The 21,332-nt window shown below is 63.7% G+C and carries 22 protein-coding genes; 10 read left to right on the top strand and 12 right to left on the bottom strand.

What is annotated here, in order from left to right:
- Nucleotides 1-6 precede the first annotated feature (6 nt).
- The gene (kynU, locus tag PDMSB3_RS16750) at nt 7-1,257 is read right to left on the bottom strand and encodes a kynureninase (protein ID WP_007180552.1); all 1,251 of its coding nucleotides are present in this window, start codon (nt 1,255-1,257) and stop codon (nt 7-9) included.
- Between the two features lie 29 nt (nt 1,258-1,286).
- Nucleotides 1,287-1,925 (bottom strand): arylformamidase, encoded by a 639-nt coding sequence (gene kynB, locus PDMSB3_RS16745; RefSeq protein ID WP_007180553.1) that lies wholly within the window; start codon nt 1,923-1,925, stop codon nt 1,287-1,289.
- A gap of 130 nt (nt 1,926-2,055) precedes the next feature.
- On the opposite strand from kynB, the gene PDMSB3_RS16740 reads away from it, so the two are divergent.
- Entirely contained in the window at nt 2,056-2,571 is a 516-nt protein-coding gene (locus tag PDMSB3_RS16740) for an Lrp/AsnC family transcriptional regulator (RefSeq protein ID WP_007180554.1), read from the top strand.
- Between the two features lie 20 nt (nt 2,572-2,591).
- On the opposite strand, the gene PDMSB3_RS16735 is transcribed toward PDMSB3_RS16740, so the two are convergent.
- Complete coding sequence (locus PDMSB3_RS16735) at nt 2,592-3,101, bottom strand: flavin reductase family protein (protein WP_007180555.1); 510 nt, start codon at nt 3,099-3,101, stop codon at nt 2,592-2,594.
- A 256-nt stretch (nt 3,102-3,357) separates the two neighbouring features.
- On the opposite strand from PDMSB3_RS16735, the gene msrA reads away from it, so the two are divergent.
- Nucleotides 3,358-3,906 carry a peptide-methionine (S)-S-oxide reductase MsrA gene (msrA, locus tag PDMSB3_RS16730; protein WP_007180556.1) on the top strand — a complete coding sequence of 183 codons (549 nt, stop codon included), beginning with the start codon at nt 3,358-3,360 and terminating at the stop codon, nt 3,904-3,906.
- Here the strand turns inward: msrA and PDMSB3_RS16725 are convergent.
- The 3 genes from PDMSB3_RS16725 to pdxH form a co-directional block, all read right to left on the bottom strand.
- Entirely contained in the window at nt 3,903-5,222 is a 1,320-nt protein-coding gene (locus PDMSB3_RS16725; protein ID WP_007180557.1) for a DUF72 domain-containing protein, read from the bottom strand. The two genes, msrA and PDMSB3_RS16725, sit on opposite strands and share 4 nt — an antisense overlap.
- Nucleotides 5,223-5,293: 71 nt before the next feature.
- A complete protein-coding gene (locus PDMSB3_RS16720) occupies nt 5,294-6,508 on the bottom strand; it encodes an SAM-dependent methyltransferase (protein ID WP_007180558.1) in 1,215 nt (404 codons plus the stop codon).
- Between the two features lie 141 nt (nt 6,509-6,649).
- Complete coding sequence (gene pdxH / locus PDMSB3_RS16715; protein WP_007180559.1) at nt 6,650-7,291, bottom strand: pyridoxamine 5'-phosphate oxidase; 642 nt, start codon at nt 7,289-7,291, stop codon at nt 6,650-6,652.
- A 228-nt stretch (nt 7,292-7,519) separates the two neighbouring features.
- Here pdxH and tcdA point away from each other — a divergent pair, with 228 nt between their 5' ends.
- Nucleotides 7,520-8,377 (top strand): tRNA cyclic N6-threonylcarbamoyladenosine(37) synthase TcdA, encoded by an 858-nt coding sequence (gene tcdA, locus PDMSB3_RS16710; protein ID WP_007180560.1) that lies wholly within the window; start codon nt 7,520-7,522, stop codon nt 8,375-8,377.
- Nucleotides 8,378-8,480: 103 nt separating this feature from the next.
- Here the strand turns inward: tcdA and trxA are convergent, their stop codons facing one another.
- A complete protein-coding gene (gene trxA, locus PDMSB3_RS16705; protein ID WP_007180561.1) occupies nt 8,481-9,329 on the bottom strand; it encodes a thioredoxin in 849 nt (282 codons plus the stop codon).
- An 81-nt stretch (nt 9,330-9,410) separates the two neighbouring features.
- On the bottom strand, nt 9,411-10,286 hold the full coding sequence (locus tag PDMSB3_RS16700) for a pirin family protein (protein ID WP_007180562.1): 876 nt from the start codon (nt 10,284-10,286) through the stop codon (nt 9,411-9,413).
- Between the two features lie 188 nt (nt 10,287-10,474).
- Between PDMSB3_RS16700 and PDMSB3_RS16695 the strand changes: the two genes are divergently transcribed.
- Nucleotides 10,475-11,377: an O-acetylserine/cysteine exporter gene (locus PDMSB3_RS16695; protein WP_007180563.1), complete on the top strand. Its 903-nt coding sequence runs from the start codon at nt 10,475-10,477 to the stop codon at nt 11,375-11,377.
- 116 nt (nt 11,378-11,493) lie between these two features.
- Here PDMSB3_RS16695 and PDMSB3_RS16690 read toward each other — a convergent pair whose 3' ends face one another.
- The gene (locus PDMSB3_RS16690; RefSeq protein ID WP_165186987.1) at nt 11,494-13,092 is read right to left on the bottom strand and encodes an N-acetylmuramoyl-L-alanine amidase; all 1,599 of its coding nucleotides are present in this window, start codon (nt 13,090-13,092) and stop codon (nt 11,494-11,496) included.
- On the bottom strand, nt 13,074-13,652 hold the full coding sequence (gene tsaE / locus PDMSB3_RS16685) for a tRNA (adenosine(37)-N6)-threonylcarbamoyltransferase complex ATPase subunit type 1 TsaE (protein WP_007180565.1): 579 nt from the start codon (nt 13,650-13,652) through the stop codon (nt 13,074-13,076). The genes PDMSB3_RS16690 and tsaE overlap by 19 nt, the downstream gene beginning before the upstream one ends.
- 17 nt (nt 13,653-13,669) lie before the next feature.
- Here tsaE and queG point away from each other — a divergent pair, with 17 nt between their 5' ends.
- The 3 genes from queG (at nt 13,670) to xerD (ending at nt 16,433) form a co-directional block, all read left to right on the top strand.
- A complete protein-coding gene (gene queG, locus PDMSB3_RS16680) occupies nt 13,670-14,926 on the top strand; it encodes a tRNA epoxyqueuosine(34) reductase QueG (protein WP_007180566.1) in 1,257 nt (418 codons plus the stop codon).
- Nucleotides 14,927-15,030: 104 nt separating this feature from the next.
- Nucleotides 15,031-15,501, top strand: coding sequence for a methylated-DNA--[protein]-cysteine S-methyltransferase (locus PDMSB3_RS16675; protein ID WP_007180567.1), 471 nt, complete (start codon nt 15,031-15,033; stop codon nt 15,499-15,501).
- Complete coding sequence (gene xerD / locus PDMSB3_RS16670; protein ID WP_007180568.1) at nt 15,498-16,433, top strand: site-specific tyrosine recombinase XerD; 936 nt, start codon at nt 15,498-15,500, stop codon at nt 16,431-16,433. The genes PDMSB3_RS16675 and xerD overlap by 4 nt, the downstream gene beginning before the upstream one ends.
- 36 nt (nt 16,434-16,469) lie before the next feature.
- Here the strand turns inward: xerD and PDMSB3_RS16665 are convergent, their stop codons facing one another.
- Entirely contained in the window at nt 16,470-18,032 is a 1,563-nt protein-coding gene (locus PDMSB3_RS16665; RefSeq protein ID WP_165186986.1) for a class I adenylate-forming enzyme family protein, read from the bottom strand.
- A gap of 140 nt (nt 18,033-18,172) precedes the next feature.
- Between PDMSB3_RS16665 and ybaK the strand changes: the two genes are divergently transcribed.
- On the top strand, nt 18,173-18,664 hold the full coding sequence (gene ybaK / locus PDMSB3_RS16660; protein WP_165186985.1) for a Cys-tRNA(Pro) deacylase: 492 nt from the start codon (nt 18,173-18,175) through the stop codon (nt 18,662-18,664).
- Nucleotides 18,665-18,789: 125 nt separating this feature from the next.
- On the top strand, nt 18,790-19,431 hold the full coding sequence (plsY, locus tag PDMSB3_RS16655; protein WP_007180571.1) for a glycerol-3-phosphate 1-O-acyltransferase PlsY: 642 nt from the start codon (nt 18,790-18,792) through the stop codon (nt 19,429-19,431).
- A gap of 41 nt (nt 19,432-19,472) precedes the next feature.
- Here the strand turns inward: plsY and PDMSB3_RS16650 are convergent, their stop codons facing one another.
- On the bottom strand, nt 19,473-19,958 hold the full coding sequence (locus PDMSB3_RS16650) for a YajQ family cyclic di-GMP-binding protein (RefSeq protein ID WP_007180572.1): 486 nt from the start codon (nt 19,956-19,958) through the stop codon (nt 19,473-19,475).
- A gap of 210 nt (nt 19,959-20,168) precedes the next feature.
- Between PDMSB3_RS16650 and murB the strand changes: the two genes are divergently transcribed.
- On the top strand, nt 20,169-21,209 hold the full coding sequence (murB, locus tag PDMSB3_RS16645; RefSeq protein WP_165186984.1) for a UDP-N-acetylmuramate dehydrogenase: 1,041 nt from the start codon (nt 20,169-20,171) through the stop codon (nt 21,207-21,209).
- Nucleotides 21,210-21,332 lie beyond the last annotated feature (123 nt).

Genomic DNA, 21,332 nt, shown 5'->3' with positions numbered 1-21,332 from the left:
TACTCCTCAGGTCACAGCGCCGCGTGCGGCAAATTCAGGCGCCCGCCAGGTCTCTTGCGTCAGCACATCGCGCAACGTTTCCACGGCATCCCAGACATCGACAAAGCGCGTGTACAGCGGCGTAAAACCAAACCGCAGCACATGCGGTTCGCGATAGTCGCCGATCACGCCGCGTGCGATCAGCGCCTGCATCACCTCATAACCATGCGGATGTTCGAAGCTCGCATGCGAACCGCGTTGCGCATGCTCACGCGGCGTGACGAGCTTCAGCGGAAACTCGCTGCAGCGCGTTTCGACGAGTTCGATGAACAGATCGGTCAGCGCCAGCGACTTTTTGCGAACCGCCTGCATGTCGGTTTGCAGGAACACGTCGAGCCCGCATTCGACGAGCGACATCGACACCATCGGCTGCGTGCCGCACAAAAAGCGGCCGATGCCGTCGTCGGGCTGATACGTCGGGTCCATCCTGAACGGCGCGCGATGACCCCACCAGCCGGACAGCGGTTGAGCAAATTCATTCTGGTGCCGTCTGGGCACCCACACGAACGCTGGCGAACCCGGGCCGCCGTTCAGATACTTGTATGTACAGCCGACCGCGTAGTCCGCGCCGACACCGTTCAGATCGACCGGCACCGCGCCCGCCGAATGCGCAAGATCCCACAGCGCGAGCGCGCCTTTGTCGTGGATCAGCCTGGTGAGCGGGGCCATGTCGTGCATGTAGCCGGTGCGGTAGTTCACGTGCGTGATCATCGCGATAGCGGTGTCATCGCCGATCGCGGCGGGCAGTTCGGCGGGATCGGCGACCAGACGCAATTCATAGCCACGGTCGATCTGTTCGATCAGTCCTTGCGCGATGTACAGATCGGTTGGGAAGTTCGAGCGCTCGGAAACGATCACGCGACGCTTCGGATCGCGCGCATTCGCCACTCGCAGCGCAGCGGACAGCAGCTTGAACAGGTTGATCGAAATCGTATCGGTGACGACCACTTCGTTTTCCGCCGCGCCGATCAACGGCGCGAGCTTGTTGCCGAGGCGGCGCGGTAGCGCGAACCAGCCCGCGGTGTTCCAGCTGCGAATCAGGCCTTCGCCCCATTCGGCGCCGATCACGGTCTGCGCGCGCTGCGCGGCGGCGGCCGGCGGCACGCCGAGCGAGTTGCCGTCGAGATAGATGGTCGTCGGCGATAGCGCGAATTGATCGCGCAACGCCGCCAGCGGGTCGGCGCTGTCGAGCGCCAGTGCTTCGTCACGGTGGTTCATGGTGATTCCGTCAGTCAGATCAGGGGTATTCAGTGAGACTCGGGTAGTGTGCGCAATATCGCGCGCACCGGGCTTGCGTCGAGTGTGGTCAGCTTGAGCGGCAGCGCGATCAGTTCGTAGTCGCCCGCGGCGACGTCGTCGAGCACGATGCCCTCGAGAATCGCCATGCGATGCGCACGGATGCGGTGGTGAGCGTCCATCGTCCTCGATTCCTGCGGGTCGAGCGACGGTGTGTCGATGCCGATCAGCTTCACCCCTCGCGACGCCAGCAGATCGATGGTGTCCGGCGCGACCGCGCAGAACCCGCTGTCCCAGACGGTGGTCGGCGCGTTTCTGTAAGTGCGCAGTAAGACTCTCGGCGGCAGGTCATCGAGCGAACAGGTCAAGTGTTGTGGCGTCACAACAGGTGATGCGCCGATGCAATGAATCACGCGGCATCGGCCGAGGTAGGCATCGAGCGGCACTTCGCCGATCGCGGCGCCTTCGGCGTCGTAGTGAAGCGGGGCATCGGTGTGCGCGCCGGTGTGCGGCGACAGCGTGAGCCGCGCCACATTGACGGGCGAGCCCGCCTCCATGCGCCATACGCGCTCGATACCCACCGGCGTGTCGCCTGGCCACACGGGCGTGGCGGCATCGACGGCGGGTGTGATGTCCCAAAGTGTTCGCATAGTCGCATCGGCGGTTCGTGTCTATCCGGGAATGATAGGTGGCTTGACGCGAAATGTGATTGCGAAAAAATCTCCTTCTACGCCGTGTCTTGGAACATAATTTGAGATAAATGGGAAAGGGAGACCGAATATGAACGCGATCTCGCTCGACGCCACCGATTGCCGTATCTTGACGGTGCTTCAGCAAGAAGGACGGATCAGCAATCTCGACCTCGCGGAGCGCATCTCGCTCTCGCCGTCAGCTTGTCTGCGACGCCTGCGCCTGCTCGAAGAGCAGGGTGTCATCGAACATTACCGCGCGTGTCTGAACCGCGAAGTGTTGGGATTTGAACTGGAAGCGTTCGTGCAGGTGTCCATGCGCAACGACCAGGAGAATTGGCACGAGCGCTTTGCGGAAGCGGTGCGCGACTGGCCGGAAGTGGTCGGCGCGTTCGTCGTGACCGGCGAGACTCACTATCTGCTGCGAGTTCTCGCGCACAACCTCAAGCACTATTCGGATTTCGTGCTGCAGCGGCTCTACAAGGCGCCGGGCGTGATGGATATTCGTTCGAATATCGTGCTGCAGACACTCAAGGAAGATTCGGGCGTGCCCGTGTCGTTAGTGAAGAAAGCCAGCGGGCACGGCGCCGCGCACAACGATCGCTGAGCGCAAATACGGCCGCGCGTTCAAAGCGGCTTGAGTCCGTGAAACTGGCCGTTCTGAAACACCAGAGGCGAGATTCCGGCGGCATTTTCGTGCACGCCGCAGCGCTCCACTTCGCCGACGAAAATCACGTGGTCGCCTTCTTCGTAACGGCTGCGGTTATGGCATTCGAACCAGGCGAGCGCACCGTCCAGCACCGGCATGCCGGTGTCGCCTTGCGCATGCGACACGCCTTCGAAGCGGTCGCCCTTCACGGTCGCAAAGCGCTTGCACAGATCGAGTTGCGAGGCGGCCAGCACATTGACCACGTAATGGCTGTTCGCGCGGAACACGGGCATGGACGCCGAGCGTGTGGCAAGGCTCCATAACACCAGCGGCGGATTGAGCGAAACCGAATTGAACGAGCTGGCCGTGATGCCGATCAATTGGCCGGACGCCGCGCGCGTTGTAATGACGGTGACGCCGGTGGCGAATTGGCTGAGCGCCTGTTTAAAGGCGCTCTGGTCGAAGTTGGGCGGGCTGGCGCGCTTCATTGGGCGCGAGCCCCTGGCGCAAACCGGCCGAAGCCCGGGATGAACCTGTCGCGCGTGCGGCTGAAAACAAATGATTCGAAAGTCATAGTGAAAATCGTCGATTTGTCCCAATTTTAACTGCAATCGCGGCGGATTGGCCGTGACCGCGAGCCGGTGAGTGAAAAACCCGCTAAGCTGGAAAATCGGGTGGTGGAACGAGCGTTGAGGCGAAGCGTGGACCGGCATCGGCCGATTATGAGTTCAAGGAGCGGGCAGCATGAGTCAGACAGGCGAAGTCGCCACTCTCGGCGGCGGTTGTTTCTGGTGCCTCGAAGCGGTGTATCTGGGCGTCGAAGGCGTGAACGCGGTGGAGTCGGGCTACGCGGGCGGCCAGACCCGGCAGCCGACTTACGAAGACGTGTGCGACGGCGAAACGGGCCACGCGGAAGTCGTGAACGTCGACTTCGATCCGGCGAAGATCAGCTATCGCGAGATTCTCGACATCTTCTTTGCGATCCACGATCCGACGCAGTTGAACCGGCAAGGCAACGACGTCGGCACGCAATACCGCTCGGTGATCTTTACGCATTCCGACGCGCAGCGGGAGATCGCGCTGCAGGCGATCCGCGAGATTGGCGAACAGCAGATTTACGACGGCCAGATCGTCACCCAGGTGCTGCCGCTGGACGGCAACTACTGGCCCGCCGAGGCTTATCACCAGAACTATTTTGCGCACCATCCGAATCAGGGATATTGCTCGTTCGTGGTGGCGCCGAAGGTGGCGAAGTTTCGTCAGAAGTTTGCTCACCGGATCAAGGCGAGCTAACACGGCAAGCGTCTGGGTGAGGTTCCTTCATAGGCGTCGGGGTGAGGCGGGCTCTCGTTCTCGTCGGCCGGCGGGGGCTCATGGTCGTGCTCGTGTTCATGAGCCAGCCGCGCATACGCCTCGATGATTGCGCGCGCCAACTCCACACAACTCAGCGGCGCCGAGCCTTCCGCCTTGTTGTTGATCGCAATCACCACCGGCTGGCCGGCCAGCGCGTAGCGCGCGGCCAGTTCGGCGAGTGAAGCACGGGTCGCCGGATCCTGATCGACCAGCTGGTTGAACGGCTCGTACTTGGCCTTTGCCTGTTCGTATTTGAAGCCGCCGTGCAGACTCCAGCGTACGATCAACGGTCCGGCCGGCTCGCCGTCCAGCAGCGCGAGCGCTGCGGCCTGGCGCAGCGGGTCGGGCATGCGGGCGTGAATTCCCACGCAATAGCGCACGCCCGCCGTTTTGAGTGTGCGGATGAAGCGCGGCGTGAGCAGGCTCGCATCGCGGATTTCGATCGCGTAGCAGGTGCCGTCCGGCAGCTTCGGCAAGGCCGCGAGGAATTCGGCCAGCCGTTCGATGAATGCCGCCGGATGTGCGAGCATTTGATCCGGCAGCGGCGAAAGCTGGAACACCAGCGCGCCGGCCTTGGCGCCGAGGCCTTCGAGACAAGGCGTGACGAAGTCGTCGATCGCCATTTGCGCGTTCAGAAAACACGGGTTCATCGAGACCGGCTCGCCGCGTTCGGCGCGCACGGTGGCGTCGGTGATCGTCATCGGCGCCTTGACGATGAAGCGGAAGTGCTCGGGCACTTGCTGCGCGTAGCGCAAATACTCGGTGACCGTGAGCACCTGATAAAACGACCGGTCTATGCTGACCGTCTTGAGCAGCGGATGCGCGCCGTAGGCCGTGAGGCCTTCGCGCGAGAGCTTGCTGTTGCTGTATTCGTCGCCATAGACGATGCCGTTCCAGCCCGGAAACGACCACGTCGAGGTGCCGAGATGAATTTGCGGCGGCAGTTCGGCCGCGAGTGCGAGCAGTTCGGGCGAGGGCGGGGCGGCGAGGATTTCCCGGGCGCGGCGCTTTTTGGTGACGGCGGGGACGGTCGCGGTGTCGGCTTCAGGCGCGGCACCGGCGTCGTCCGGTTGCGATAGGGTGGTGGCGCTCTTCGAACGTGACGGGTTGATCCGGGCCTCGTCCTTCGGCGGCGGCGTTTCCACCGGCATGCCGAACAGATCGAACTGCACGGCTTTGCCCGCAACGTCAGCCTCGCCTTCTACCGGCTGTTCAACTTCGGGCTGTTCAACTTCGCTTGTCCTGCTCTGGTCCATCGGTGTTCGGCCTGCTGTTCAAAGGTTGCGCCGCGTCGCCCGCTCATGCACGGCGCCGCGGCGCAACCGTATTACAGCGGCTTGTCGTACATATAGCGGCGCGACCACGGCAGGGTTTTCGCGCTGCGGCCGGCTTTGCGGCACACCACCTGGTAGATGGAGACGTCGTCGTTCTCGAACGCGTAGGCGCAACCCGCGAGATAAACGCGCCAGATGCGGAATTTTTCGTCGTCGACCAGTTTGCGGGCTTCGTCCGCGTGTGTTTCGAAATTATCCGCCCAGATGTCCAGCGTGTGCGCATAGTGACGGCGCAGGCTTTCGACGTCAACTGCTTCGAGCCCGCCGCGCTGCATGGCTTCGAGCGCGAGGCTGATATGCGGCAGTTCGCCGTCCGGGAACACATAACGGTCGATGAATTCGCCGCCGCCGAGTGCCGTCTCGCCGCTGTCCGAATCGCTCGACGTAATACCGTGATTCATGGCGACGCCGTCGTCGACCAGCAGATCGCGAATCTTCTCGAAGTAGCCCGGCAGATTCTTGCGGCCGACGTGCTCGAACATGCCGACGCTCGTAATGCGATCGAATTGCCCTTCGACGTCGCGGTAATCCTGCAGACGAATCTCGATCTGGCCTTCCAGGCCCGCGGCTTTCACACGCGCGGTGGCGAGGTCGAATTGATTCTGCGAGAGCGTCACGCCCACACACTTCGCGCCGAACTTCTGCGCCGCGCGCAGGACGAGCGCGCCCCAGCCGCAGCCGATATCGAGCAGGCGCTGCCCCGGCTGCAACTGGATCTTGGTGAGGATGTGGTCGATCTTCTTGATCTGCGCGGTGGCGAGATCTTCGTCGCCGTTCTCGAAGTAGGCGCACGAGTACACCATGTTCTCGTCGAGCCACAGCTTGTAGAACTCGTTCGAGACGTCGTAGTGATACTGGATCGCCTTCTTGTCCGACGCCTTCGAATGACTGAAGTAGCGCCGCACGCGCGCCAGCTTGCCCGCGCTGGTGACGGTGTTGCGCGCCAACTGGTAGCCGACGTTGATGATGTCCGACAGCTTGCCCTCGATGTCGATCTTGCCCTTCACGTACGCCTCGCCGAGATTGTCGAGGCTCGGTTCGAGCAGATACGGCAGCGCCGTGGCGCTTTTGACATGTAGCGTGACCTGGGGCGCGGCGAACTGCCCGAAGTCATGTTGCTGACCGTCCCACAGCACGAGGCGTGCTGGAACGTTAGCCTTGGTTTTTACATCTTCCACCCACTGCGCCAGCTTCTTCTCCCAGAACATGCGATCTCTCCGTGTCCGTTGAATTAAAGCAAAGCTTGTGTGGACCGCAGCTCGATGCGGCGCAACTCCTATGCCGCGAGATGCCGTCCGGCCGGCGCGCGCTGCTGCATTGGCAACGCACTGCCGGTGTTGTATTCCAGTTCAAGGCGACAGGCGGGAGATTTGCCAGTCGCTCTGTTCGTCCGATCGGGTGTAGAGCAAGCGGTCGTGCAGACGCGACGGCCGGCCTTGCCAGAACTCGATTGCTTCGGGTACCAAACGATAGCCGCCCCAGTGTGGCGGACGCGGCGGCTGATCGCCGTATAACAGGCTGAATTCGCGTTCGCGTGTTTCGAGCTGCGAACGGCTTTCAATTACCTGACTCTGATTGGATGCCCACGCACCGATACGTGAACCGAGCGGGCGCGACTCGAAATAGCCATCGCTTTCTTCCGCACTGGTCTTGACGATGCGTCCCTCTACGCGCACCTGGCGCTCCAGTTCGATCCAGTAGAACAGCAGGCTGGCGTAGGGATTGGCCGCCAGTTCGCGGCCTTTACGGCTCTCGTAATTGGTGAAGAACACAAAGCCGCGCTCATCGACGCCTTTGATCAGCACGATGCGCGCCGATGGCCGGCCGCGCGAGTCGACCGTGGCCACCGTCATGGTATTCGGTTCGGGCAGTTGGGCGTCTACCGCCTGTTTGAACCACATGTCGAATTGACGAAACGGGTTGCGGTCGACATCGCCGACGTCCAAAGAACCCAGCGAATAGTTTTTTCGAAGTTCGGCGAGTGAGGTCATGTTCTTATGCGAACGCTACAGTCCAATCAGTATAGCTAAGACGCTAATTTTTTGCGCGTAGCCAGGTCAAGGTCTCACGCGGTGCTGTGGTGCATGCCGACGCGCTGTGGCCCACGGCGCTGCTCTTTGCGCGCCGATGCAAGCTGGTGCGTTCAGGCAGAATACGGGGTTGCGTACGCGTGAGCGTCGCCATTCTGTATTTTTGCCTGACCAGTGAGCCCTGCCATCATGTCCAGCACCACCGCGCCATCCGATCTTACTACCAGCCTCGACGGGAGTGAAACCGCCGACCGCGAGCGGCGCTTCGGCGGCATTGCCCGCCTGTACGGCGCACCGGCGCTCGCTGCGTTCGAAGGCGCGCACGTGGCGGTGATCGGCATTGGCGGGGTCGGGTCGTGGGTGGCCGAGGCGCTCGCGCGCAGCGCGGTCGGCACGCTGACGCTGATCGATCTCGACAACGTCGCCGAGAGCAACACTAACCGGCAGATCCACGCACTCGACGGCAACTACGGGAAACCGAAGGTCGAAGCAATGGCGGAACGCATCGCGGCGATCAATCCGTTTTGCGACGTGCGCCTGATCGAAGACTTCGTCGAGCCGGACAATTTCGAGGCTACGCTCGGCGGCGGCTTCGATTACGTGGTCGATGCGATTGACAGCGTGCGCACCAAGACGGCGTTGATCGCATGGTGTGTGGAAAAGAAACAGCCGTTGATCACGGTCGGCGGCGCGGGCGGCCAGCTCGATCCGACGCGCATTCGCATCGACGATCTCGCGCTGACCATTCAAGACCCGTTGTTGTCGAAAGTGCGCGGACAACTGCGCAAACAGCACGGCTTTCCGCGCGGGCCGAAGGCGAAGTTCAAGGTGAGCGCGGTGTATTCCGACGAGCCGTTGATCTACCCGGAAGCCGCCGTCTGCGATATAGACATGGAAGCCGAGCACGTGAGCACGTCGCCGGGTCACACGGGACCGGTCGGTTTGAACTGTGCGGGCTTCGGTTCGAGCGTGTGCGTGACGGCGAGCTTTGGCTTTGCCGCGGCTGCGCATGTGCTGCGGGCGTTGGCGAAGCAGGCGACGGCTTGAGGTGATTCACGTTGCGGCAGGTGCCGCGGCAAAGCCGAAGATTCAGGTATTCAGGTATTCAGGCGGCGGCACACCGGCGGCGCCTGAATACCGACTGGGCAGATCAGAACAGCGAGGCGCTCAGCTTGCGCCGCCATTGCGACACCAGCTCCGGCTGATGCGCGGCCAGATCGAACACCGACAGCATGGTCTTACGGCCGATATCGTCGCGGAACGCGCGGTCGCGCTGCACGATCGCAAGCAACTGTTCGAGCGCTTCCGCATACTTGAGGCGGGCGATGAACGCGCTGGCCAGATCGAAGCGCGCTTCGAGATCGGTTGGGTCGGCGGCGACCTTCGCTTCCAGCGCATCGGTCGGCGGCAAGGCCGCGGCGGCGTCCACCGCGTCGAGACGCGTCTTGATCGCGTTGAAGCGCGCGTCGATACCTTGCGTCGTTTTCGGCGACAGCAGATCGACTTCGTTGCGGGCTTCGTCGATACGGTTGTCTTCGAGCAGCATTTCAATGCGGTCCATGCGCGCTTCGTCGAAACCCGGGTCGTAGGCGAGGGCGGCTTGCAGCGCGTCGTAGGCATCTTCGCGGCGGCCTTCGGCGAGCGCGGTTTGCGCCTCCAGACGCGCGGCATCCGCGCCTTGCGGCACGAGCCGCTCGATAAATTCGCGCAACTGACCTTCAGGCAGCACGCCGACGAACTGATCGACCGGCCGCCCGTCGGCGAATGCCATGACGTGCGGAATGCTGCGCACCTGGAAGTGCGCGGCCAGTTCCTGGTTCTCGTCTACGTTGACCTTCACCAGCTTCCATTTGCCGGCGGCTTCGGCTTCGAGCTTTTCGAGCATCGGGCCGAGGGTCTTGCAGGGGCCGCACCAGGGCGCCCAGAAATCGACCAGCACGGGGGCCAGTGTCGACGCCGTGATGACGTCCTGTTCGAAAGTGGCCAGAGTGGTGTCCATTGCGTCCTCGTCGATAAAACGGTTTGACGGTTATTTGGGGCCAAACGCCACGGATTCAATGCTGCCTGAACCCGCCGGTGCTCATTTGCGCTGGGGTAGCGGAATCCATTCGGTTTCGCCCGGCACCTTGCCCATTTCCTGATGGGTCCACGCCAGCTTCGCGGCTTCGATTTTCTCGCGCGAACTGGCGACGAAATTCCACTCGATAAAGCGCTCGCCATCCAGCTTCTCGCCGCCGAGCAGCATGACGCGCGCGCCGTGGGTGCTCGCCAGCGTGACCGTTTCGTCGAGCGCGAGCACGGCCATCTGAGCGGCTTCGAGCGGCGTGCCGTCGATTTCCAGATCGCCGTCCACGAGATAGACGCCGCGTTCCTCGTGTTCCGGTTCGAGCGCGAAGGCGCTGCCCGGCGCGAATTCGCCGGCGACATACAGCGTGCCGGAGAACGTCGCGACCGGCGAGGTTGCACCGAAAGCCGTGCCCGCGATCACCCGCAGCGTGACGCCGTTGCGCTCGACCACCGGCAGCGTGTTCGCCGCGTGATGCGCGAACGACGGCTCGATCTCTTCGTCTTCGAGCGGCAGGGCGACCCAGGTCTGAATGCCGTGCATGGTCAGGCCGCTCGCGCGATCCTCGTCCGGCGTGCGCTCGGAGTGGACAATGCCGCGCCCGGCTGTCATCCAGTTGACGTCGCCGGGGACGATCTTCTGCGCCGAGCCCAGGCTGTCGCGATGCATGACCGCCCCTTCGAACAGATAGGTCACCGTGGCGAGGCCGATATGCGGATGCGGCCGCACGTCGAGGCCGACGCCGGGTTCGAGGGTGGCCGGGCCCATGTGGTCGAAGAAGATGAACGGGCCGATCAGGCGCGCCTGCATGGCCGGCAGCACGCGCCGCACGGTCAGATTGCCGACGTCGCGCAGATGCGGCTTGAGGACTGCTTTGATCGAGGAAGACATGGCGGGCTCGGCTGGAAGAATGGGGGAGATTCGGCTCAATGGACGATTCTACTGCGGAGGGCGCCATGACGATGGCTGGGCGGCATGCCGTCGTTCCGGGAATCCGTAATGCGGTCCATCGGGCGGTCCATCGCTCGCTTCTGCCCGCTCCGCTAAACTGCCGGATCGAACAATCAATTGGAGACCGCATGTCGCCCAGGGACTTGCTGCTCGCGCTGGTCGTCGTCGTGGCGTGGGGCGTCAACTTCGTCGTGATCAAAGTCGGCCTGCATGGCGTGCCGCCGATGCTGCTCGGCGCGCTGCGCTTCACGCTCGCCGCGGTGCCGGCGGTGTTTTTCATCAAGCGGCCCAAACTGCCGTGGCGCTGGCTGCTCGCCTATGGCGCGACGATCTCGTTCGGGCAGTTCGCTTTTCTGTTTTCGGCCATGTATGTCGGCATGCCCGCCGGACTCGCGTCGCTGGTGTTGCAGGCGCAGGCGTTTTTTACGCTGATCTTCGCGGCCATCTTCCTGCATGAGCGGTTCCGCTTGCCGAATGTCGCGGGATTGGCGATCGCGGCGGCCGGGCTTGCCGTGATCGGCATGCAGGGGGGCCGTGCCATGACGCTGGCCGGTTTCGTCCTCACGCTGTGCGCCGCGTGTTCATGGGCGCTCGGCAACATCGTCACGAAGAAGGTCGGCAAGGTCGATCTCGTCGGACTCGTGGTGTGGGGCAGCCTGATCCCGCCGCTGCCGTTTTTCGCGCTGTCGTACGCGTTCGAGGGCCCGCAGCGGATCGTCGCGGCGCTCGCCGGCATCAGCGCGATGTCGATTTTCGCGATCGTGTATCTCGCGTTCATTGCCACGCTGCTCGGGTACGGGTTGTGGAGCCGACTGCTGTCGCGCTACCCGGCAAGCCAGGTCGCGCCGTTTTCGCTGCTGGTGCCGATCGTCGGGCTCGCGTCGGCGTCGCTGTTTCTCGATGAGCAACTGTCTGCGGCGCAGATCGGCGGTGCGTTGCTGGTGATGGCGGGGTTGGCCGTGAATGTGTTCGGCGGCTGGGTCGTGCAGCGGTTTTCACCGGCGCGTCGGGCAACCGGCGCGTCCGATTGAGCGCGAAAACGGGGCGAAGGCGAGCGCGAAAATACGCACGAAAACGCGCACAACGACGACGAAAATACGGCCGCATCGAGCGGCCGTATTTCATCGCATCGTCGCAAGCGAAGTCATCACGTCATGCGGCTTTTCGCGAGCGGCGGATTCGCCGCGAAATAGCGCTTGATGCCGGTCATGATCGCGTCGGCCATTTTGTCGCGATACGCGTCGTCGTTCAGGCGGCGCTCTTCGTCCGGGTTGCTGATGAACGCCGTCTCCACGAGGATCGACGGAATGTCCGGCGCCTTCAGCACCGCGAACCCCGCCTGTTCGACCGAGCCCTTGTGCAGCTTGTTGATGCCGCCGATCTCCTTCAGCACGAAGTTGCCGTAGCGCATGGAGTCGCGAATCTGCGCGGTGGTTGACATATCGAACAGCGCGCGGTTCACGGTAGCGTCGGCGGACTTGATGTTGATCCCGCCGATCTGATCCGACGAGTTTTCCTTGTTCGCCATCCAGCGCGCCGCGGCGCTCGACGCGCCGTGCTCGGACAGCGCGAACACCGACGAGCCCTTCGCGTCGGGCGTGGTGAACGCGTCGGCATGGATCGACACGAACAGGTCCGCGCCGACGCGCCGCGCCTTCTGTACGCGCACGTTCAGCGGCACGAAGAAGTCGGCGTCGCGCGTCATCATGGCGCGCATGTTCGGTTGCGCGTCGATCTTCGCGCGCAACTTCTTCGCGATGTCCAGCGCGACGTGTTTCTCATACGTGCCCGAGCCGCCGATCGCGCCCGGATCTTCGCCGCCGTGACCGGGGTCGATCGCGACGGTCAACAGACGCACCGTGTTGCTCTTGCCGGACTTGGGCGTGGTGAACGCGTAGGTATCGTCGCTGGCGGCGTCGTCCGCGCCCAGCGTGCTGGCGCTGTTGCCACTGTTGCCACTGTTGCCTTTGTTGCGTGCGATGGCCGTGGGCGGCGCCACCGGTGCCGTCGGCGTGGCGGGCTTGCCGAGGATCGGCGGAGCGGGCGTTGGCGTGACGTGCGCGGTCGGACGCGGCACGCTCGGCGCGGACCCGCTGCCGCTGTTCTGCGCGTAACGCTCGAAGAACGCCTCACTGTTGTCGGCGGTGGGCGGCGTAGTGCCGGGGCCGCTCAGCGTGGCAGGCGGCGGCGCGCTATTCTCTTCGTTCAGCGTCTGTTGCTTGCGTTCTGTCTGCGCGAGCAGATCCATCAACGGATCAGGTGCGACCGCGGGGTACAGGTCGAACACCAGCCGGTACTTGTACGCGCCGACCGGCGGCAGCGTGAACACCTGCGGCTTCACCGAGCCCTTCAGGTCGAACACCATGCGCACCACATGCGGCTGATATTGCCCGACGCGCACCGATTGAATCTGCGGATCGTTCGGCGTGATCTTCGAGACGAGATCCTTGAGCGCCTGGTCCAGATCGAGGCCGCTCAGATCGACCACCAGCCGGTCGGGTCCCTGCAGCAACTGCTGTGCGTTCTGCAGAGGCTGATCGGATTCGATCGTCACGCGCGTGTAGTCGCGCGCCGGCCAGACCCGCACGCCGAGCACCGAACTCGCCCACGCGAGACGCGGCGCGACGAGGCCGAGCACGAGCGTGGACGCACCCGCGCGCAGAATCTGCCGGCGCCGCCAGTTATGCGTTGCGGTGGCCGCCGATTCGATCGAGCGGAACGGTTTGATCAACATCTTTCGAGACATGCCTTTCCTGGTTCGCTGTATGCCCGTGCGACGAGCACACGGCCACCGCCCTGGTTCTCGTTATCGAGGTCGAGCGAGAAGACGAGATCCGGCACGCCTAAGAGACGCCCCGCGCGTTGCGGCCATTCGACGAGGCAGACCGCGCCGCTGTCGAAGTACTCGCGAAAGCCCGCGTCGGCCCATTCGGCCGGATCGGTGAATCTGTACAGATCGAAGTGATAGAGCGCGAGTTCCCCGGCGGGGCGCGCGAGCACATAAGGTTCGACGAGTGTGTAAGTGGGACTGCGCACGCGGCCGGTATGGCCGAGGCCGCGCAAGGTCGCGCGCACGAGAGTGGTTTTGCCGGCACCGAGGTCGCCGACGAGTTGCACTTGCAGTCCGTGGAATGCCGTGCGGTCCTGAACGCCCGGCGTGTGCCGCGACGCTTCACGCACGCTTTCGATCGCCTTCGCGAAGCGCTCGCCGAACGCGAGTGTGGCGGCTTCGTCCGCGAGCGCGAAGGTGCGTTCGAGCAGGACGTTGGCGGGCGGTTGGATCGCGAGATTGGGATTGACAGGCATTCTCGTAAAATGGCGTGATGAACCGAAGTCCGGAGTCCCCTGTTTCCTGCACGCCTGCGTCTGACGACGATGCGCGTGCCGAGCGTCATTTCGATGAAACGGCGCTGAACGCGCTCGCGCTGAACATCAAAACGTGGGGCCGTGAACTGGGTTTCGGAGCGATCGGCATTAGCGACACCGATCTCTCCGCCGCCGAAGCGCCGCTTGCAGCCTGGCTGGAAGCGGGTTGCCACGGCGAGATGGATTATATGGCGAAACACGGCATGAAACGCGCGCGGCCCGCCGAGCTTGTGGCCGGCACGCGACGTGTGATTACGGCGCGCATCGCTTATCTGCCCGCCGGGACAATGAGCGGAAAGGCGCATGAAAGCGCTTTGCAGGAGGGGCCGCTCATGCAGGAAAAGCACGCCAGGCAGGACTGGCGCGCGGCCGAGCACGCGCGGCTCGCGGACCCGTGCGCAGCGGTGGTGTCGATCTATGCGCGCGGCCGCGACTATCACAAGGTCATGCGTAACCGTCTGCAACATCTCGCCGAAAAAATCGAGGCGGAGATCGGCGCGTTCGGCTACCGCGTATTTACCGATTCGGCGCCGGTGCTGGAGGTAGAACTTGCCCAGAAGGCCGGCATCGGCTGGCGCGGCAAACATACGCTGCTGTTGCAGCGCGACGCCGGGTCGCTGTTTTTCCTCGGCGAAATCTATGTCGATGTGCCGTTGCCGGCGGACGCCGACACATCGCCCGAGCTCGCGCCCGAAACGCCGGGCTCGCACTGCGGCAGTTGCGCGCGTTGCATCGGCGCCTGTCCGACCGGCGCGATCGTCGCGCCTTACAAGGTCGATGCGCGGCTGTGCATCTCCTATCTCACGATCGAGTTGAAGGGCAGCATTCCGCTGGAAATGCGGCCGCTGATCGGTAATCGCGTGTATGGCTGCGACGATTGCCAGCTCGTGTGCCCATGGAACAAGTTCGCGCAGGCCGCGCCGGTCGCCGATTTCGACGTGCGGCATGGGCTCGATCGCGCGTCGCTCGTCGAGCTTTTCGCGTGGAGCGCGGACGAGTTCGATACGCGCATGCAGGGCAGTGCGATTCGACGGATCGGCTACGAGAGCTGGCTGCGCAATCTCGCGGTGGGCATGGGCAACGCGCTGCGTGCGTCGCCCGACAGTTTGAGCGATGCGGCTCGCGAGGCAATCGTGCAGGCGCTCAGACTGCGTGCCGGCGACGCCTCCGCAGTTGTGCGCGAGCATGTGGAATGGGCGTTGGAAGCGGCGTAAAGTAGCGGCAAACTATTGGGCGCGGCGTGTGCAGCGCATCTGCACGATATGCAGGTGCGCCAGCTTGTGCAGCGGAACGCCGCGCCAGTGAGGAGCAGGCAATCATGTTCAACGCAGTGATCGATGCACCGTTCGGCAAGGTCGGCATCCGCCTCGAAGGCGAGGCCGTGCGCGAGATCGTCTATCTGCCGGACTCCATGCAAAACGTCGCGCCCGACACGCCGTTGGCGAGGCAGGCGGCCGAACAGATCGAGCGATATTTCGAGCGTGCTTCGGCGAAGTTCGCGTTGCCGCTTGCGTCGGTAGGCACCGCATTTCAGAAGCGCGTCTGGCAGGCCATCAGCGACATTCCGCCAGGCGTCGTGCTGACCTATGGGCAATTGGCAAGGCAGCTCGGCAGCGCGCCGCGCGCGGTCGGTCAGGCGTGCGGCGCGAATTACTTTCCGATTGTGATTCCATGCCATCGGGTGGTGAGTTCGAGCGGCATCGGCGGTTTTGCGAATCACGCCGAAGAGGGTTTCTTCCGCAACGTGAAGCGCTGGCTGCTGGCGCATGAAGGCATTCCCTACGCATGAGCGATACCTTGATCGACGACGCGCCCGCCGCGTCACCTCTCTTTGTTGCCAGCTCGGCGTCGATCGATGCATTCTGCGACGCGCTGTGGCTCGAGCATGGTCTGTCGCGCAACACGCTCGACGCGTACCGCCGCGATCTGCGTCTCTTTTGCGAATGGCTCGCGCAGAGCCGCAATGCTTCGCTCGACACCGCGAGCGAAGCCGATCTGAACGCGTATAGCGCCGCACGGCAGAAGGACAAATCGACCTCGGCGAACCGCCGGCTCTCGGTGTTTCGCCGCTACTACAGCTGGGCAGTGCGCGAGCATCGCACGAAGATCGACCCGACAGTGCGCATCCGCTCGGCGAAACAGCCGCCGCGTTTTCCGTCGACGCTTACCGAAGCGCAAGTCGAAGCGCTGCTCGGCGCGCCCGACGTCGATACGCCGTTGGGTCTGCGCGACCGCACGATGCTGGAACTGATGTACGCGAGCGGTTTGCGCGTGACCGAACTCGTCACGCTGAAAACAGTGGAAGTGGGCCTGAACGAGGGCGTGGTGCGCGTCATGGGCAAGGGCTCGAAGGAGCGCCTGATTCCGTTCGGCGAAGAGGCGCACGGCTGGATCGAACGCTATCTGCGCGAGGCGCGGCCCGTATTGCTCGGCGCGCGCGCGACAGACGCGCTGTTCGTGACGAGCCGCGCGGAGGGCATGACGCGCCAGCAGTTCTGGAACATCATCAAGCGTCACGCGGCGGCGGCCGGTGTGAATGCGCCGTTGTCGCCGCATACCTTGCGGCACGCGTTCGCCACGCATCTGCTCAATCACGGCGCCGACCTGCGTGTCGTGCAACTGCTGCTCGGCCACACGGATATTTCAACCACGCAGATCTACACGCACGTGGCCCGTGAACGGTTGAAGTCGCTGCATGCGCAGCATCATCCGCGAGGCTGATTTGCGCTCGCGGTAGCGCTTGCGCTTACCCTTCGCTCAGAGAAACTCGCGCAGCCGATGCTTGAGAATCTTGCCAGTCGATGCGGCCGGCAGCGCGGCGAGCACTTTGACTTCGGCCGGCCGCTTGTACGGCGCGAGACGCTCGCCGCACCAGTCGATCAATTCGCCGGGCGTCACCGTCGCACCCGCAATCAGTTCGACGAACGCGACTACTTCCTCGTTACGCCCCACCGCGCGCCCAACCACCGCCGACTGCACGACTTGCGGATGCGCGTTCAACACATGCTCGACCTCGGCCGGATACACATTGAAACCGGAACGGATGATCAACTCCTTGCTGCGCCCAACGATATGCAACGCGCCGTCCGCGTCCTGCCGCGCGAGATCGCCGGTTTTTAGCCAGCCGTCTTCGGTCACGACCGTGCGGGTCTGCTCGGGGCTGCGGTAGTAGCCGAGCATCACATTCGGACCGCGCACCCATAGCTCGCCGATCTCGCCCTTCGCGGCGTCGATGCCGTCGAGTCCGACGAAACGCACCTCCACACCCGGAATGACCTCGCCGACGGAGCAGTCGCTGCGCGGCGCATCGAGCATGGTGTGCGACACGGTCGGGCTGCTCTCGGTCATGCCGTAACCGTTGTGCAGCGGCAGACCGTAGACGCTTTCCACCTGCGCTTTCAACGCGGCGTCGAGCGGCGATCCGCCCGAGTAGGCGAAGCGCAGTTGCGGCGCGGACCACGGGTGGCCGTGCGTTTTCAGATGCTCGAGCAGCTTGGCGTGCATGGCCGGCACGCCCTGGAAGATCGACACGCGTTCTTTGGCAAGCGCGCGGCGCACGGCTTCCGGCGCGAAGCGCGGCACGAGCCGCAAGGTCGCGCCCGCATGCAGGCTGCCCAGACACACGGACGCGAAGCCGTACACGTGCGAGATCGGCAGCACGGCGTAGACGACGTCGTCCGGGCCGACTTTGCGCAAGCGGCTCGACACTGCGGCGATGAAGAGCAGATTGCGATGCGAGAGCATCACGCCCTTCGGTGCGCCGGTCGTGCCGGTGGTGTAGATCAACGCGGCGCATTGGCGATGGTTGGCGGCTTCGACAGGTTCGGCTACCGCCGCGTTATCCACGGTGTACGACCAGTTGCCGATGTCCGGCGTGATAGCCGGCGCCGTGGTGGCTTGATGCCGCCGAGCGTGCTGTTCGGCGTCGGCCGAGCTTTCCGTGGCATACGCGACCACGCGCGGCTGCGCATGCGCGCGGATCGAGTCGAGTTCGGCCGCCGACAGCCGCGCGTTCGACACCAGCGCCCACGCGTCGAGCCTCGCGGTCGCGAACAGCAGTACGATCTGCGCGATGCTGTTCTCCGCGACGATCATCACGCGATCGCCGCCGCGCACGCCCCATTCGCGCAGCAGCGCGGTGGCGGCGTCGACGGCCTGCAGGAGTTGCGCGCTGGTCAGGCGGCGCGCATCCTCGATCAATGCGATATGTTGTGGATCGCGCGCGGCAGCGAGCGCCGGAATGTCGGCGATCCGCGCGGGCAGTGCAGCCAGCAGCGCGGGAATGTCGATCGTGGAACGGGTGGATGAATCGAGGCTCAACGCTGTCTCCCAGGAACGATTCGGGGCCCGGCGTGCGGTGCGCCGGAGGATTTTAGAACGATCGTGCCATAATCGCCGGGCCGGCACAATCGACCATTCGGCAAATAGCCGTTGCGTAAAGTCGCCATTACAATGCGCCGATGAGCAAATCCAGACACGTTTCCGAAACGCCGGCCACGCAGTTTCTGCGCCGCCACGGCGTCACTTTCGGCGAGCATCCTTACGATTATGTCGAGCATGGCGGCACTGGGGAATCGGCGCGCCAGCTCGGCGTGGACGAACATCACGTGGTGAAGACGCTGGTGATGGAAGACGAGCACGTCAAGCCGCTGATCGTGCTGATGCACGGCGATCGCACCGTCAGTACCAAGAACCTCGCGCGGCAGATCGGCGCGAAGCGCGTCGAGCCGTGCAAGCCCGAAGTGGCGAGCCGGCATTCCGGCTACCTGATCGGCGGCACCTCGCCGTTCGGCACAAGGAAACAGATGCCGGTGTACGTCGAATCGAGCATTCTCGAAATGGATAAGATCTGGCTGAACGGTGGCCGGCGCGGTTTTCTGGTCAGCATCGAGCCGAAGGTGTTGACGGAGTTGCTGGCGGCGAAGGCGGTTCAGTGCGCGAGCGTCGATTGACGTTTGCCTGAATGTTTTCCGGGCGCGCCGGTTCGGTAGAATGTGCGCCGCTTCGTTCCGAGTTGCGCGCCCTGTTGCGGTTGGGGTATCGAGTTTCAGACCGCCGATCCTTATAAGAGTCCCAGATGCAAAACCTGATCGTTGCTGTCGTTGCCTACCTGATCGGTTCGGTGTCGTTCGCCGTGATCGTGAGCGCCGCGATGGGCCTCGACGACCCGCGCTCGTACGGCTCGGGCAACCCGGGCGCCACCAACGTGCTGCGCAGCGGCAGCAAGAAGGCCGCGATTCTCACGCTGATCGGCGACGCATTCAAGGGTTGGCTGCCGGTGTGGTTCGTCGTGCACTTCGGCACGCGCTATGGGCTCGACGACACGTCGGTGGCGATCGCGGCGGTTGCCGTGTTTCTCGGCCACCTGTATCCGGCTTTCTTTCGCTTCAAGGGCGGCAAGGGCGTGGCGACCGCGGCGGGCGTGCTGCTCGCGATCAATCCGATCCTGGGCGCGGCTACCTTGCTGACCTGGCTGATCGTGGCATTCTTCACGCGCTATTCGTCGCTGGCGGCATTGGCCGCGGCAGTGTTCGCGCCGATCTTCGACGGCTTTCTGTTCGGGCCGCATATCATCGCGCTGGCCATCGTCGTGATGAGCTCATTGCTGGTGTGGCGCCATCGCGGCAACATTGCCAAGCTGATGCGCGGGCAGGAAAGCCGGATTGGCGACAAGAAGGCAGACGCGGCGGCAAAGCCGGCGGCGGGGAGCGACGTCTGACGGGTTGATGCATGGGCGCGCGGCGTTCGCGCGCCCATGCATCAGTCGCGGAAGTTGTTGAAGTCGAGCGGCGTGTCCGTCACGTCCTTGCGCAGCATGGCGATCACGCTTTGCAAATCGTCGCGCTTGCCGCCGGTGATGCGCACCGCGTCGCCTTGAATGCTCGCCTGAACCTTGATCTTGCTGTCCTTCACGAGGCGCACGATTTTCTTCGACAGATCGCCCGACACGCCCTTCTTGATCTTGATGACCTGCTTGACCTTGTCGCCGCCGATCTTCTCGATCTTGCCGTAGTCGAGGAAGCGCACGTCCACGTTGCGCTTGGCCATTTTCGACAGCAGCACGTCTTTCACCTGGCCGAGTTTGAAATCATCGTCCGCGTAGGCCGTGATTTCGTTTTCCTTGTGTTCGACGCGCGCGTCCGACCCTTTGAAGTCGAAGCGCGTTGAAATTTCCTTGTTGGACTGCTCGATCGCGTTCTTGACTTCGATCATGTTCGCTTCGCAGACGACGTCAAACGATGGCATTGCTTTCTCCCAATAGTGCTGCGGTGCGCGACGCAACCGGCCGGCTGCTCGCGAGGCACTCGCTATAATCACGGACCGGACGTCATTTTACCGACGCCACTCCCTTTTGCCCAAGGCCGCCGCGCATTGTCGCCCGGCCGGCGCCGCAAGCCGGTTTGATCGGCTGCTTTGTTCGTTGTTTCATTCGACAGTTCCACCGTTCTCATTCCGATGCCCCAAACCGAATCCGCCGCGTTCATTGCCGGCTATCCGCTCAAGGCGCACAACACCTTCGGCTTCGATGTTCGCGCGCAGTTTGCATGCCGCATCGAGCGTGAAGAGCAATTGATGCCCGCGGTGCGCGATCCGCGCGCGGCCGGCCTGCCGCGCCTCGTGCTGGGCGGTGGTAGCAATGTCGTCCTGACCGGCGACTTTGGCGGTCTGGTATTGCTGATCGCGCTGCGGGGCCGCCGCGTCGTGCGTGAAGACAATGATGCATGGTACGTCGAAGCGGCCGGCGGCGAGCCGTGGCATGAGTTTGTCGGCTGGACTTTGTCGCAAGGCATGCCTGGTCTCGAAAACCTCGCGTTGATCCCGGGCACGGTGGGCGCGGCGCCGATCCAGAACATCGGCGCGTATGGGTTGGAGATGTGCGAGCGCTTTGCGTCGCTGCGCGCGCTGGAGTTGGCCACGGGCGCCGTGGTCGAACTGGGCCCGCAGGCGTGCGGCTTCGGCTATCGCGACAGCTTTTTCAAGCGTGAAGGACGCGACCGTTTCGTGATTACGTCGGTGACGTTCCGGTTGCCGAAGGTCTGGGAGCCGCGCGCCGGCTACGCCGATCTCGCTCGCGAGTTGGCCGCGAACGGCCATGCCGGCACGCCGCCGACCGCGCAGGCCATCTTCGATGCGGTGGTGGCGGTGCGGCGCGCCAAGCTGCCCGATCCGCTGGAACTCGGCAATGCGGGCAGCTTCTTCAAGAATCCGATGATCGGGCCGGCGCAGTTCGAGGCGTTGAAGCTCAGGGAGCCGGACGTCGTGTCTTATGTGCAGGCAGACGGACGGGTGAAACTTGCCGCCGGCTGGCTGATCGATCGATGCGGCTGGAAAGGTCGCGCGATGGGCGCGGCGGCCGTGCATGAACGGCAGGCGCTGGTGCTGGTGAACCGCGGCGGAGCGAACGGCGCCGAATTGCTGGCACTCGCGAAAGCGATTCAGCGCGATGTGCGTGAGAGGTTTGGGGTGGAACTGGAGGCGGAGCCGGTTTGTTTGTGATGGTTTGAGTCGGGCTGGTTGTTGCCGATTTACTGCTGACGCTGATGCTGATAAAAAAGACGCCGGGAGAAAATCTCCCAGCGTCTTTTTTGCGTCTGCGATTGGCTTCGGCCGCGCTCCTAG

It is taken from the genome of Paraburkholderia dioscoreae, assembly GCF_902459535.1.
Classification (GTDB): domain Bacteria; phylum Pseudomonadota; class Gammaproteobacteria; order Burkholderiales; family Burkholderiaceae; genus Paraburkholderia; species Paraburkholderia dioscoreae.
Note: the sequence above shows the minus strand (reverse complement) of the source record. Positions and strands in the feature narration are given on the sequence as shown.